Raw genomic sequence first — 13,930 nt, forward strand, 5'->3', positions numbered from 1 at the left:
CGTGGCCGTGGTCTATGAGATGGACTGCGAGCTGGACTGGAACTTCCCGCGCTACAATCCCAATCCCGAAGACCACGAGATGCTGCAGGAGATGGCCAAGGCCGTCCGCGAGTTCGGCGCCGACCTGGCCCTAGGCTTCGACGGCGACGGCGACCGCTGCGGCGTGGTGGACGACACCGGTCAGGAGATCTTCGCCGACAAGATCGGCCTCATGCTGGCCCGCGACCTGTCGGAACTGCACAAGGACGCGACCTTCGTGGTCGACGTGAAGTCCACCGGCCTGTTCGCCACCGATCCGGTGCTGAAGAAGAACGGCGCCAAGACGGTCTACTGGAAGACGGGCCACAGCTATATCAAGCGCAAGACCGCTGAGCTGGGCGCCCTGGCCGGCTTCGAGAAGAGCGGCCACTTCTTCTTCAACGCGCCGCTTGGCCGCGGATACGACTGCGGCCTGACGGCGGCGGCGGCGATCCTGGCGATGCTGGACCGTAACCCCGACAAGAAGCTCTCGGAGCTGAAGGACGCCCTGCCCGTCGCCTACACCTCGCTGACTATGTCGCCGCACTGCGCCGACGAGGTGAAGTACCAGACGGTCGAGGCCGTGGTCGCCGAGTACGAGGCCCTGGCCAAGGCCGGCGGCACGATCCTGGGCCGCAAGATCGTCGAGGTGATCACCGTCAACGGTGTCCGGGTCGCGCTGGAGGACGGCTCCTGGGTGCTGGTCCGGGCTTCGTCGAATAAGCCGGAGATCGTGGTGGTGGTGGAGAGCACGCGCTCGGACGACGACATGCGCGCCCTGTTCCGCGAAGAGGTGAAGCCGCGCCTGGCCAAGCGCCCGGAAATCGGCGCCTACAACCAGGAAGTCTGACACGAGACCGTTGCGGGCGCGGCTTTTGCTGCACCGCGAAACGAATGTGCCGTTCTGGATCGGCGCGGCGATTGCGGGTGCGGTCGCGGCGTGCTGAAAGGCGGCCTGAGCCATTTGGGGATAGCGCATGCACGTCGCGATGATCGGCACCGGCTATGTCGGCCTGGTGAGCGGAGCCTGCTTCGCCGACTTCGGCCACACCGTCACCTGCATCGACAAGGACGCGACCAAGATCGAGCGGCTGCGGAGCGGCGGCATCCCGATCTATGAACCCGGCCTGGACCTGCTGGTCGCCCAGAACGTCAAGGCCGGCCGCCTGAACTTCGACACCGAGGCCGCCGAGGCGGTCCGCAAGGCCGACGCGGTGTTCATCGCCGTGGGCACGCCTTCGCGGCGCGGGGACGGCCACGCCGACCTCTCCTACGTCTATGCGGCGGCCGCCGAGATCGCCACGCTGATGGACGGCTTCACCGTGGTGGTCACCAAGTCGACTGTTCCGGTGGGCACCGGCGACGAGATCGAGAAGATCATCCGCCAGACCAACCCGGACGCCCAGTTCGCCGTGGTCTCCAATCCCGAGTTCCTGCGCGAAGGCGCCGCCATCGAGGATTTCAAGCGCCCCGACCGCGTGGTGGTGGGCTGCGAGGACGAGCGCGCCAAGGCGGTCATGACCGAGCTCTATCGCCCGCTCTATCTGAACGAAACGCCGATCGTCTTCACCACGCGGCGGACCAGCGAGCTGATCAAGTACGCCGCCAACGCCTTCCTGGCGCTGAAGATCACCTTCATCAACGAGATGGCAGACCTCTGCGAGGCGCTGGGCGCCGATGTGCAGCAGGTGGCGCGCGGCATCGGCCTGGACAAGCGGATCGGCAACAAGTTCCTCAACGCCGGCCCGGGCTACGGCGGCTCCTGCTTCCCGAAGGACACCATCGCCCTCGTGCGCACGGCCGTGGACGCCGGCTCGCCGGTTCGCCTCATCGAGACCACGGTCAAGGTCAATGACGAGCGCAAGAAGAACATGGCCGGCAAGGTCTCCGACGCGCTCTCCGGCGACCTCGCCGGCAAGACGGTGGGCGTGCTGGGCCTCACCTTCAAACCCAACACCGACGACATGCGCGACGCCCCCAGCCTCGACATCGTGCCGGCCCTGCAGGCCATGGGCGCTCACGTCCAGGCCTTTGATCCGGAAGGCGCCCACGAGGCGCGCCAGCTCCTGCGCGACGTGGATTTCAAGGACGACCCCTACGATGTCGCCGCCGACGCCGACGTCCTGGTGATCATCACCGAGTGGGACCAGTTCCGGGCCCTCGACCTTGATCGCGTCAAGCTGCTGATGAAGGCCCCGGTCCTGGTCGACCTGCGCAACATCTACAAGCCCGACGACATGCGCGCCCGGGGCTTCAAATACGCCAGCATCGGGCGTGCCTAGGCTCTTCCACGTCAGCGAGGAAGCGGGCATCGCGCGGTTCGATCCGCGCCCGCCGCCCTCCACCGACTCCGGCGTGACCGGCGACTGCGTCTGGGCGGTGGATGAGGACCATCTGGTCAACTACCTGCTGCCCCGCGACTGCCCGCGCGTGACCTATGGCCGTGGCCCGACCACGACCGACGAGGACGCGGCGCGGTTTCTGGGCGGCGCAAGGCGGGTGGTGGCGTTCGAGGCGGTTTGGCTGGAGCGGGTCATGGCCTGCCCGCTGCGGATCTATGAGTTTCCGACTGAGGACTTCGAGGCGGCGCTGCCGGGCGCCGGCTACTGGATAGCGCGCAAGCCCGTCATTCCAAACGCCGAGCGCGGACGGGGCAACCTGGTCGCGGCTTTGATCGAGGCTGGCGCCGAGGTGCGCATCCTGCAGGACTTCTGGCCGCTGAGCGACGCCGTGGCGGCGTCCAGCCTCGAGTTCTCCATCATCCGCAAGCGCAACGCCCAGCCGAGGCGCTAGGCCCTACTGCGACAGCAGCGTGATGAGGGTGTTGGCGATCCAGGCGGCGCCGGCCCAGAAGGCCACGCCCATGGCTCCGACGAAGGCGAGGCAGGCGATCGAGCTGACGCTCTTCGTCTGACCCCGCGACAAACGCCCCATGGTGGGGTGTCGCGACATGTTTCGCTCCCAGTCCGTTTCTAATGCCGCACCGGTCGAGCGGTGCGAACGTTACGAGGCTGTCATGAATTATTGACCTTGAATAGCCCCGTCGCGTGAAGGGCGAACGCGCCGCGGCTCACGCCCGCAGCTTGTCAGCGAACATGAAGGCCACCGCACCCACCAGGCAGACGAAGGCGCCGGCGTGGTTCCACCGCAGCTTCTCGCCCAGCACGACGACCGCGAAGACTCCGAACACCAGCAAGGTGATCACCTCCTGCATCACCTTGAGTTGGCCGGCCGAGTACCCGCTCATATAGCCGATGCGGTTGGCCGGAACCGCCAGCCAGTACGCGAAGAAGGCGATGCCCCAGCTCACCAGGGCGACGATCCACAGCGGCTTGCCGGTGAACTTCAGATGCCCGTACCAGGCGAGGGTCATGAAGATGTTGGAGGCGGTGAGCAGCAGGATGGTGGGCATGGCGAACCTCGCGGTCGAATCTGTCGGCGAACCCCAAAAGTCTTACGCGGGAGGGCCGCTCGGGAAGACGCTCGAATCGGACCTATGAAGGCCCGCGCGCTCGGCTAGAGTTCGCCCGGACTTGGGGGACGCGCGTGCTGTCGCTGATCGGGATCGTCATCGTCGTGGTGGGCTTCATGGCCCGCCTCAATCCGCTGCTGGTGGTCACGGTGGCCGCCCTGGTCACCGGGGTGGCGGGCGGGCTGGGGCCGGTGGAGGTCGTCGAAACCTTCGGCAAGGCCTTCAAGGAAAACCGCTATGTCAGCGTGGTCTGGGTGGTGCTGCCGGTCATCGGCCTGCTGGAGCGGGCTGGCTTGCAGGAGCGGGCCAAGACCCTGATCGGCGCCATACAGGCGGCCACGGTCGGGCGGCTGCTGCTGCTCTACTTCATCCTGCGCCAGGCGACCTCGGCGCTGGGGCTGACCTCGCTGGGCGGCCACGCCCAGATGGTCCGACCGCTGATCGCCCCCATGGCCGAGGCCGCCGCGGAGACCCACTACGGCGCAGTGCCTGACGAGACTCGACAGACCATTCGGGCTCACACCGCCGCGGCCGACAACATCGCGCTGTTCTTCGGCGAGGACATCTTCATCGCCATCGCTTCCATCCTGCTGATCAAGGGCTTCCTGGAGCAGAACGGGATCATCGTGGAGCCGCTGCAGCTCTCCATTTGGGCCATTCCCACGGCCTTCTGCGCGCTCGCCATTCACGGGACGCGGCTGATGCTCCTGGACCGTCAGTTAGCCAAGACCCTGGCGGCCGGCCGATGAGCGGTCTGCTGCCCATCGGACTGGAAGTCCTCTATGTCATCGCCGGCGCCTTCTTCGCCGCCATCTCGATCCTGAGCGCCCGCGACGCCAGTAACCCGAAGCGCTGGAAGAACACGGCCTTCTGGGGCCTGTTCGCGGCCAGCTTCCTGTTCGGCTCGCACCTCCCCGACCTGATCAACGGTCTGGTGGTCATCGCCATGGTCCTGGTGGCGGGCTTCGGCGGCCTGGGCCAGGGCGCGCCGGCCACCAGCAGCCCGGAAGAACGGCGCGAGAGCGCCGCGCGGCTAGGCAACAAGCTGTTCCTGCCGGCCCTGGCCATCCCCGCCACGGCCCTGGCCGGCACCTTCGCTTTCAAGCGGCCAGAGCTGGCGGGTATCGTCGACCCCAAGCAGGCGACCCTGGTCTCCCTGATCCTGGGGGTCTTCGTGGCGCTGGCCATCGCCATGCCGATGCTGCGGGCCAGGCTGGTGACCCCACTGCAGGAAGGCCGCCGCCTGCTCGACACCGTGGGCTGGGCCGCCGTCCTGCCGCAGATGCTGGCGGCCCTCGGCGCCGTCTTCGCCGCCGCCGGGGTGGGCACGGCCATCGGCCATCTCGCCTCGACCTGGCTGCCGGACGGAAGTCAGCTGGCCGCCGTCTGCGCCTACACCTTCGGCATGGCGATCTTCACCATGATCATGGGCAACGCCTTCGCCGCGTTCCCGGTGATGACCGCCGGCATAGGCTTGCCGCTCATCGTGCTTCAGTTCGGCGGCGATCCGGCGATCATGGGCGCCATCGGCATGCTGTCGGGGTTCTGCGGCACGCTGATGACCCCCATGGCGGCCAACTTCAACATCGTCCCCGCCGCGTTGCTGGAGCTCAAGGATCGCAACGGCGTGATCAAGGCCCAGGTCCCTACCGCCCTCCTCCTCCTGCTCGCCAACACGGCCCTGATGTATGTCCTCGTTTTCCGCTTCTGAGCTCACCCCCGACCTGGCCGCCAAGTTCGCGCGGCTGACCCTGGGCCATGTGACCAAGCCCTATCCGTACAAGCTGGACCAGGTGCTGGCCGGGGACGAAGACGTCCTGCCGCCGCGCGTTCTCCACCCGATCTTCCACGGCAGTTTCGACTGGCATTCCTGCGTTCACGGGCACTGGCAGCTCGCACGCCTGCTGCGCCGTTTCCCCGACATCGCGCCGGCCGCCGGGGTGCGTGACCTGCTGAACGCCAACTTCACCGCGCAGAAAGTCGCGGGCGAAGTCGCCACCTTCTCGCGCCCCGCCGCGCGTGGGTTTGGCCGACCCTACGGCTGGGCGTGGCTGCTGATGCTGGCGGCCGAACTGGAACGGCACGACGCGCCTTGGGCCGCCACCCTGCGCCCCCTGGCCGAAGCGGTGGCGGACCGGCTGATGGCCTTCCTGCCGATCGCCACCTATCCGATCCGCACCGGGACCCATTTCAACACCGCCTTCGCCCTGGCCCTGGCCAGCGAGTACGCGGCCCAGGTCAAGGATGAGGCGCTGAGCGCCTTGATCACCACCCACGCCAGGGCCTGGTATCTGGCCGACACCGGCGCCCAGGCCTGGGAGCCCAGTGGCGACGACTTCCTGTCGGCCACCCTGGCGGAGGCTGAGTGCCTGCGCCGCGTCCTGCCGGCCGCCGAGTTCAGGACTTGGTTCGCACGCTTCCTGCCCGAGACCGCCCGCCGACAGCCGGCGACGCTGTTCACCCCGCCAACGGTCAGCGATCGGACGGACGGCAAGATCGCGCACCTCGACGGCCTATGCCTCAGTCGCGCCTGGTGCTGGCGATCCATCGCCACCGCCCTGGACGTCGCCGATCCCGCCAGCGCCGTCGCACTCGCCGCCGCCGACGACCACCTCGCCGCGGGCCTGGCGCACGTGGCCGGCGACTATATGGGCGAACACTGGCTGGCCACCTTCGCCCTGCTGGCGCTCGAGGCCGGCTGAGGCCCCCCATTTCGCCGTCGTGATCTCGGCCAGTGCCGCGTCCGGGTTCGAGAGGGCGGCGAGATGCGGGCCACGGTGGACGTCGATCGCGGCTGCTTCTCCTGCGCCCGCGCGCCTGCGCCGGGTATGGCGCACCGCTAAGTCAGTAGGACCAGGACACCTTGACGCCCCAGGTGCGAAACTGCGGCTTCACCTCCACCGGCCGGCGCGCCGGGGCGGCGGCGGAGTTCCACAGCAACCGATAGCGCACCAGATACCCGTCATGGTCCGACAGGCGCGGTCCCGGTCGTTCGGCGCTGAACAAGGTCTGCACCTTGATCGGTTGGACGCTGACGGGGCCGTCGTGCCCGAAAGCCTGCAGGTCCTGGGCGGCCAGCCAGGGCTGGCGGGTCGACGCCTCGCCTTCGCACACATTGGCGGGGTCATGGCAGAACTCGCTGACCACCCTGTATGGCCGCGCGGCCGCTTTGTGGTCGTAGCGCTCCGGCGCGTTCTTCACATTGAAGTCGCCACCGACCAGCAGCGGCGTCCCGGTCGCGCGGTTGGCTTGGATGAAGGCGAACAGCTCCTCGGTCTGCAGGTTATGCGCGTGCAGGGAGCGGGCGCGCGGCACCTTGGCGGCTCGCTTGGAGTTGAGGTGGGTGTTGACGATGTCGATCTCCACCGGCGAACCCGGCAGAGCCAGGCGCGTCAGCATGGCGCCCTTGTTGGCAAGGCAGTCCAGTCCCGCGCAGTAGCGATAGGCGGTGCTGCGCACATCGACGATGGGGACATCGCTCAGCACGTGCAGCCCCGCCCCGGTGAACTTGCCCCAGCCCTCACCGGAGGTCCTGTATCTGACTGGGCGGAAGCTCTGTCCCGCTTCGGGGGGCGGCCCTGAGCGCCGTTCAGATCGGGCAGGGCCGCGCGCCCAGTACTGGTAGCCGCTGGCCTGCACCAGGTCGCGGATCTCGGCGCGGAATCCCTCCTGAATCAGGACCACATCGGGTTGGCGGCCCTCCAGCCGCATCGTGGCCAGCTCGGCGCCGATATCCTTGAGCGCGCTGGCTCGGCCCAGGGCTATCGGCCAGGGCAGACCCTTGACGTTGTAGGTGAGCACGCTGAGCTCGACGCCCTGCTGGGTCGCCAGGCTCCGCGGTTCGCCGCCCGGGGCGGGCTCGGGCGCCGGCGCCGTCGCAAGCACCGAGGTCATGGCGATGGTCGCTAAATACATCGATCGCCGCTCCCAGACATACGGAGCTCGCGAATTCGCCGCCACAGTGACGCGCTATTCGCATTTGCCCCGCGTTGTTCAGACGCAGCCGGATGTCTATTGATCTATTCGCCGGCGGGGCTCTTGTCTTCTGAGTCGGTGACGCGGCCATGAAAGCGGCATGACGGTTCTATATTCGGTATCGTTAACTCAGTATTAGCCGTGATTAACGAGGCCGGCCGGCCTCTACGTCCGCCACGTAATTGTCGATCTCGGTCAGATGCACCGCGATCTCGCCAGGCGTCAGGAACGAGCCGGTGAAGCTGTTGCGCGCCAGGGTGACCAGCTCGTCGCGAGTGAGTCCCAGGGCGTGGGTGGTCGAGATCCAGTTCTCGGCCAGATAGCCGCCGAAATAGGCCGGATCGTCGGAGTTGATGGTCGCCTTGAGGCCCAGGCGCAGCATCCGCTTCAAGGGATGGTCGGGCAGTTCATCGACCACGCAGAGCTTCAGGTTCGACAGCGGGCAGACCGTCAGCGTCATCCCCTGAGCCACCAGCCGCTTGACCAGGCCGGCGTCTTCCAGCGCCCGGTTGCCGTGGTCGATGCGGTCGACGGCCAGGATGTCGAGGGCTTCGTGGACATATTCCGGCGGCCCTTCCTCGCCGGCGTGGGCCACCAGCTTCAGACCCTGCGCGCGCGCGGCGGCGAAGACCTTGGCGAACTTGGCGGGCGGATGGCCCAGCTCCGACGAGTCGAGACCCACCCCGGCGATCCGGTCGAGATAGGGCTCGGCCTGGCGCAGGGTCTCCTGAGCATCGTCTTCCGAGAGATGGCGCAGGAAGCAGAGGATCAGCTTGGAGGTGACGCCCAGCGTCGCCTTGGCCTCCGCCATTCCCGCCAGCAGGCCGTCAGCGACGGTGGCGAAGGCGACGCCGCGCTCGGTGTGGGTCTGGGGATCGAAGAAGATCTCGGCATGGACGGCGCCGTCGGCGGCGACACGGCGGAAGTAGGCCATGGCCAGGTCGTGGAAATCGCGCTCCGTCACCAGCACCTGGGCGCCCTGGTAGTAGATGTCCAGGAAGTCCTGCAGGTTGGAGAAGGCGTAGGCCGCGCGAACCGCCTCGACGTCGGCGAAGGGCAGCTCGATCCCGTTGCGCCGCGCGAGCTCGAACATCAGCTCAGGTTCGAGGCTGCCCTCGATATGCAGGTGAAGCTCGGCCTTGGGCAGGCCGCGGATGAAGCTTTCGAGATCGGGCATGGCTTGCGTCCGGGCGTCGGCGGGAATCGCACACGTCACGAAAGTGTCTTCCCCGAGGACCCGAATGACCAGCCCGGGATCGAGGCGCCTTCGACAAGCCCAAAGGACAACCGGCTTCTAGCATCCTTCGACCCGTGCGGGCCAAGGAGGTTTGGCTCTAGGCCGCCGCCTTCTTAACGGCCCCGACGATGTCCTTGACCACCTGGTGGACCAGCTTTTCGTCGTCGCCCTCGGCCATCACCCGGATCAGGGGCTCGGTGCCCGAGGCGCGCACCACGATGCGGCCGGTCCCGTTCAGGCGCAGCTCGGCCTGGGCGATCACATCCTTCACCTGGTCGGTCTCCAGCGGCTTGCCGCCGGCGAAGCGCACGTTCTCGAGCTTCTGCGGCACGGGCTCGAACTGGTGGGCCAGCATGCTCATCGGCTGGCCGCTTTCCTTCAGCACGGCCAGCACCTGCAGCGCCGCCAGCAGGCCGTCGCCGGTGGTGGAGAAGTCGGACATGATCATGTGGCCCGACTGTTCGCCGCCCAGATTGAACCCACCTTCGCGCATCCGCATCATCACCGCCCGGTCGCCCACGGCGGTGCGTTCCAAGGTCAGGTTGCGCGCGCCCAGGAACCGCTCCAGTCCCAGATTGGACATCACCGTGGCGACCACGCCGCCGCCGGTCAGGCGGTCGCGCTTGGCCCAGTTGTCGGCGATGATCGCCATGATCTGATCGCCGTCGACCACATGGCCCTTCTCATCGCAGATCAGCAGCCGGTCGGCGTCCCCGTCCAGGGCGATCCCGATATCGGCGCGGAACTCCTTCACCGCCCGGACCATGGCCTCGGGATGGGTCGAACCGCACTCCTCGTTGATGTTGGTGCCGTCGGGATCGACCCCGATCTTGATGACCTCGGCGCCCAGTTCATACAGCACCACCGGCGCCACCTTGTAGGCCGCGCCATGGGCGCAATCGATGACAATGCGCAGACCGGCCAGGCTCAGCCGGCGTGGGAAGGTGGCCTTGGCGATCTCGACATAGCGCGCCTGGCTGTCGTCCACCCGGGCCACGCGGCCCAGCTTGGTGGGGGCGGCCAGGCCGTCGGCCAGGCCCTGATCCATCAGGGCCTCGATCTCCAGCTCACGGGCGTCCGACAGCTTGTAGCCGTCCGGGCCGAACAGCTTGATGCCGTTGTCGGTATAGGGGTTGTGCGACGCCGAGATCATGACGCCCAGGTCGGCGCGCAAGGAGCGGGTCATCATGGCCACCCCCGGCGTCGGCATGGGGCCTAGCAGGCGCACGTCCATGCCCACGCTGGCGAAGCCCGCCACCAGGGCCGGCTCCACCATGTAGCCCGACAGCCGGGTGTCCTTGCCGATCACCACCATGTGACGTCGGTCGTCCTGGGACATGAACAGCTTACCCGCCGCCAGGCCCACGCGCAGGGCGACCTCGGCGGTCATGGGATGGCTGTTGGCCAGGCCGCGGATGCCGTCGGTGCCGAAATAGGCGCGCTTTGTCATGGGACTTCTCGTGGTTCTCGAATGGGTCGCGAAACGATCCGAAACCCAGATTTAGTCGACGCCGCGTTTGCGAATGCTAAAGGCGGCGCAGCGTTGAAGACTAATGGTCTACGCGTGTTTCGACAAAGGATGTGAAGCCCTCATGTGCGGCATCATCGGCATCGTTGGGAAATCCTCTGTCCAGGAGCGGCTGATCGACAGCCTCAAGCGTCTGGAATACCGCGGCTATGACTCGGCCGGCGTGGCCGGCATCGTCGGCGGCAAGGTCGAGCGCCGCCGCGCCAAGGGCAAGATCCGGGCGCTGGAGGATGTGCTGGAGGCGGAGCCGCTCGCCGCCACGGTCGGCATCGGCCACACCCGCTGGGCCACCCATGGCGGGCCGTCCGAGGCCAACGCCCACCCACACAAGTCCGGTCGCGTCACCCTGGTCCACAACGGCATCATCGAGAACTTCGCCGAACTGAAGCGCGAGTTGGAGGCCCAGGGCCGAGTTTTCGAAAGCCAGACCGACACCGAGGTTATCGCCCAGTTGCTGGATTCGGAACTGGCGACCGGTCTCGCGCCGTTGGCGGCGCTGAAGACCACCTTGGACCGCCTCACCGGCGCCTATGCCTTGGCGGTGCTGATCGAGGGCCATGAAGACCTGGTGATGGGCGCGCGCAAGGGCAGCCCCCTCGTGGTCGGCTATGGCGAGGGCGAGATGTTCATCGGCTCCGACGCCCTGGCGGTCGGCCCCTTCACAACGAAGATCGCCTATCTCGAAGAAGGTGACTATGTCGCCATCGACCACGCCGGAGCCCGGATCTTCGACGCGACCGGCGCGGCCGTGGAGCGCAAGGTCCAGTCGGTTTCAGCCTCCGCCGCCCAGGTGGAGAAGGGCAACTACCGGCACTTCATGGAGAAGGAGATCCATGACCAGCCGGAGGGCTGCCAGCGGACGATCGCGGCCTATGTGGACGTCCTGAGCGACACCACGACGATTCCCGGCGGGATAGACTTCGCCAAGCTGGACCGGATCCAGATCGTGGCTTGCGGCACGGCCTACATCGCCGGCCTGCTGGGCAAGTACATGATCGAGCAGCTCGCCGGCCTGCCCGTGGACGTCGAGATCGCCTCGGAATTCCGCTACCGCAGCCCCGCGCTCAGCGCCCAGTCCCTGGCGATCGCGATCTCGCAGTCGGGCGAGACCGCTGACACCCTGGCCGCCCTGCGCCACTGCAAGGCCGCGGGGATGAAGAGCGCCGCCCTGGTCAACGCCGTCCAGTCGACCATCGCCCGCGAGGCCGACGTGGTCTGGCCGATCCATTGCGGGCCGGAGATCGGCGTGGCCTCCACCAAGGCCTTCACCGCCCAGGTCAGCCTGATGACCACCCTGGCCGTCGCCGCCGCCCGCGCCCGGGGCAAGATCGACGCGGCGGAAGAGAACCGGCTCGTCCGCGTGCTGCTGGAAGCCCCGCGCCTGATGGCGGAATCGATCAACCTGGAAGAGGCCGTGCGCAGCATCGCGCTGGAGGTCTCCAAGGCGCGCGACGTGCTCTATCTGGGGCGCGGACCGATGTATCCGCTGGCCCTGGAAGGCGCCCTGAAGCTCAAGGAAATCAGCTACATTCACGCCGAGGGCTATGCCGCCGGCGAGCTGAAGCACGGGCCCATCGCCTTGGTGGACGAGGCGACACCCATCGTCATCCTGGCCCCCTTCGACAGCTACTTCGAGAAGTCGGCCTCGAACATGAGCGAGGTCATGGCCCGGGGCGGACAGGTGGTGTTCATCACCGATCCCGACGGCGCCAAGCACGCGCCGGCCGGGGCCAGGGTGGTGGTCACGGCGCCTAAGTGCGATCCGCTGATCGCACCGCTGGTTATGTCCGCGCCCATCCAGCTGCTGGCCTACTATGTCGCGGTCCAGAAGGGCGCCGATGTGGACCAGCCGCGCAATCTGGCCAAGTCGGTCACGGTTGAGTAACTCGCCCTGGTGGATTTAACCCCTGCGCTCATCTAGTTCGATGGGCGAGCGGAGAGCCAAGATGACCAAACGCGTGCGCAAGGCGGTGCTGCCGGTGGCGGGCCTGGGAACCCGCGTTCTGCCCGTGGCTCGCGCCACGCCGAAGAACCTGCTGAATGTCTTCGACCGGCCGATCCTCTCCTATGTGATCGAGGAGGCCCGTGCCGCCGGCATCGAGCACTTCGTCTTCATCACCAGCCGTGGCCAGGGCGCCATCGAGGACTATTTCGACGGCAACCCCGAGATCGAGGGCGCGCTTGAGGCCAAGGGCAAGCACGACGTCCTGGCCGAGGTCCGCCGCGACATCCTGCAGCCCGGCTCCATGAGCTTCGTGCGCCAGATGGCGCCCCTGGGCCTGGGACATGCCGTCTGGTGCGCCCGCGACATCATCGGCGATGAGCCGTTCGCCGTGATCCTGCCCGACATGCTGATGGCCGCCGAGACCCCCGCGCTCGCCCAGGCCGTGGCCGCTCACGACATGGTCGGCGGCAACATCGTGGTGGTGGAGGCCGTGCCCGACAGCGAGACCCACAAGTACGGGATCGTGGCCCTGGATGGCCGCGAGGGGCGGCTGAACCGCATGACCGGCATGGTGGAGAAGCCCGCCGCCGGGACCGCGCCGTCGAACCTGATCATCTCGGGCCGCTACATCCTGCAACCGGAAATCTTCGAGCTGCTGGAGCGCCAGGGCAAGGGCGCTGGCGGCGAGATCCAGTTGACCGACTCCATGGCCGAACTCATGAAGTCTCAGGACTTCCACGCCCTGGAATACGACGGCGTGACCTACGACTGCGGCGACAAGATCGGCCTGCTGCGGGCCAATGTCGCCTTCGCCCTGGCGCGGCCGGACCTGGGCGAGGCCGCTCGCGCCGCGATCCAGGCCCTGCTCTAGGCGCCGCGGTTGCGGCTGTTCATCTACGGCTACGGTTTCGCCGCCAAGGCCCTGACCCGTCGGCTGCTGCCTCAGGGCTGGAACATCTCGGCCACCTACCGCACGCCCGACAAGGCCCAGGCGATGGCCGCTCAGGGCGTCGACCCTGTGGCCGTTAGCGACATCGGGGCCGTCGCCGATCACCTGACGCGGACGCAGGCGATCCTGATCACCGCCCCGCCCGGTCCCGAGGGCTGCCCAGCCTTGCAGGTCCTGGTCCCCGCCCTGGCCCGCGCACAGGCTTTCCCCGACTGGATCGGCTACCTTTCCACCACCGGGGTCTATGGCGACCGCAAGGGCGGCTGGGTGTTCGAGGACAGCCGGTTGGCCGCCCAATCCATGGAGGGCGCCCGCCGTGTCGGCGCCGAGCGCGACTGGCTGGAGGTCGGGCGCGGCATGGGCCTGACGGTAACCGTCCACCGCCTGCCCGGAATCTACGGCCCCGGACGCTCGGCCTTCGACCGCCTGCGCGAAGGCAGGGCCCGGCGCATCGCCGCCCCAGGCCAGGTGTTCAGCCGCATCCACGTGGACGACCTGGCCGCAGGCCTGGACGCCTCGATGGCCCGCCCCCGCGCCGCAGGCGCCTACAACCTCTGCGACGACGAGCCGGCGGCCAACAGCGAGGTGGTCGCACACGCCGCGCGGCTGCTGGGCCTGGAGCCGCCGCCCGAAACGCCGCTGGACCTTGAGGCCATGACGCCCCAGGCGCGACGCTTCTACGCCGAGAGCAAGCGGGTCTCGAACGCCCGAGCCAAGGCCGAGCTCGGCTGGCGCCCGGCCTACCCGACCTACCGCGAGGGCTTGGCCGCGATCCTGGAAGGCGAACGATGACCAAGGGCGACTTT

General features: G+C 67.8%; 13 protein-coding genes and 1 pseudogene. 9 read left to right on the forward strand and 5 right to left on the reverse strand.

The genetic code is table 11. The features are described from left to right. From RMO04_RS10225 to RMO04_RS10235, 3 genes and pseudogenes are all read left to right on the forward strand, one after another. Positions 1-868: pseudogene (locus RMO04_RS10225) on the forward strand (phosphomannomutase/phosphoglucomutase); the annotation flags it as partial. Between the two features lie 127 nt (positions 869-995). Continuing rightward, the gene (locus tag RMO04_RS10230; protein WP_309644678.1) at positions 996-2,300 is read left to right on the forward strand and encodes a UDP-glucose/GDP-mannose dehydrogenase family protein; all 1,305 of its coding nucleotides are present in this window, start codon (positions 996-998) and stop codon (positions 2,298-2,300) included. After that, positions 2,293-2,811 (forward strand): DUF6886 family protein, encoded by a 519-nt coding sequence (locus tag RMO04_RS10235; RefSeq protein WP_309644679.1) that lies wholly within the window; start codon positions 2,293-2,295, stop codon positions 2,809-2,811. The genes RMO04_RS10230 and RMO04_RS10235 overlap by 8 nt, the downstream gene beginning before the upstream one ends. A gap of 3 nt (positions 2,812-2,814) precedes the next feature. Here the strand turns inward: RMO04_RS10235 and RMO04_RS10240 are convergent, their stop codons facing one another. Beyond that, positions 2,815-2,970, reverse strand: a complete 156-nt coding sequence (locus RMO04_RS10240; protein WP_309644680.1) for a hypothetical protein — start codon at positions 2,968-2,970, stop codon at positions 2,815-2,817. 118 nt (positions 2,971-3,088) lie between these two features. Continuing rightward, positions 3,089-3,430 carry a DMT family protein gene (locus RMO04_RS10245; protein ID WP_309644681.1) on the reverse strand — a complete coding sequence of 114 codons (342 nt, stop codon included), beginning with the start codon at positions 3,428-3,430 and terminating at the stop codon, positions 3,089-3,091. 134 nt (positions 3,431-3,564) lie between these two features. On the opposite strand from RMO04_RS10245, the gene RMO04_RS10250 reads away from it, so the two are divergent. The 3 genes from RMO04_RS10250 to RMO04_RS10260 are packed head-to-tail and all read left to right on the forward strand — an operon-like array spanning position 3,565 to position 6,192. Beyond that, positions 3,565-4,239: a DUF969 domain-containing protein gene (locus RMO04_RS10250; protein ID WP_309644682.1), complete on the forward strand. Its 675-nt coding sequence runs from the start codon at positions 3,565-3,567 to the stop codon at positions 4,237-4,239. Next, entirely contained in the window at positions 4,236-5,201 is a 966-nt protein-coding gene (locus RMO04_RS10255; RefSeq protein WP_309644683.1) for a DUF979 domain-containing protein, read from the forward strand. Before RMO04_RS10250 ends, RMO04_RS10255 begins: the two co-directional genes overlap by 4 nt. Next, complete coding sequence (locus RMO04_RS10260; RefSeq protein ID WP_309644684.1) at positions 5,179-6,192, forward strand: DUF2891 domain-containing protein; 1,014 nt, start codon at positions 5,179-5,181, stop codon at positions 6,190-6,192. The genes RMO04_RS10255 and RMO04_RS10260 overlap by 23 nt, the downstream gene beginning before the upstream one ends. A gap of 142 nt (positions 6,193-6,334) precedes the next feature. Here the strand turns inward: RMO04_RS10260 and RMO04_RS10265 are convergent, their stop codons facing one another. From RMO04_RS10265 to glmM, 3 genes are all read right to left on the reverse strand, one after another. Continuing rightward, positions 6,335-7,405: an endonuclease/exonuclease/phosphatase family protein gene (locus tag RMO04_RS10265; protein ID WP_309644685.1), complete on the reverse strand. Its 1,071-nt coding sequence runs from the start codon at positions 7,403-7,405 to the stop codon at positions 6,335-6,337. Positions 7,406-7,610: 205 nt separating this feature from the next. Next, positions 7,611-8,642: an adenosine deaminase gene (locus tag RMO04_RS10270; RefSeq protein ID WP_309644686.1), complete on the reverse strand. Its 1,032-nt coding sequence runs from the start codon at positions 8,640-8,642 to the stop codon at positions 7,611-7,613. Positions 8,643-8,799: 157 nt separating this feature from the next. Then, positions 8,800-10,152, reverse strand: coding sequence for a phosphoglucosamine mutase (gene glmM / locus RMO04_RS10275; protein ID WP_309644687.1), 1,353 nt, complete (start codon positions 10,150-10,152; stop codon positions 8,800-8,802). A gap of 142 nt (positions 10,153-10,294) precedes the next feature. Between glmM and glmS the strand changes: the two genes are divergently transcribed. From glmS to RMO04_RS10290, 3 genes are all read left to right on the forward strand, one after another. Then, entirely contained in the window at positions 10,295-12,115 is a 1,821-nt protein-coding gene (gene glmS, locus RMO04_RS10280) for a glutamine--fructose-6-phosphate transaminase (isomerizing) (protein WP_309644688.1), read from the forward strand. 61 nt (positions 12,116-12,176) lie between these two features. Further along, positions 12,177-13,046 carry a UTP--glucose-1-phosphate uridylyltransferase gene (locus tag RMO04_RS10285; protein ID WP_309644689.1) on the forward strand — a complete coding sequence of 290 codons (870 nt, stop codon included), beginning with the start codon at positions 12,177-12,179 and terminating at the stop codon, positions 13,044-13,046. Between the two features lie 9 nt (positions 13,047-13,055). Then, the gene (locus RMO04_RS10290) at positions 13,056-13,916 is read left to right on the forward strand and encodes an SDR family oxidoreductase (protein ID WP_309644690.1); all 861 of its coding nucleotides are present in this window, start codon (positions 13,056-13,058) and stop codon (positions 13,914-13,916) included. Positions 13,917-13,930 lie beyond the last annotated feature (14 nt).

Origin of the sequence: Phenylobacterium sp. (assembly GCF_031412415.1) — a bacterium.
Classification (GTDB): domain Bacteria; phylum Pseudomonadota; class Alphaproteobacteria; order Caulobacterales; family Caulobacteraceae; genus Phenylobacterium.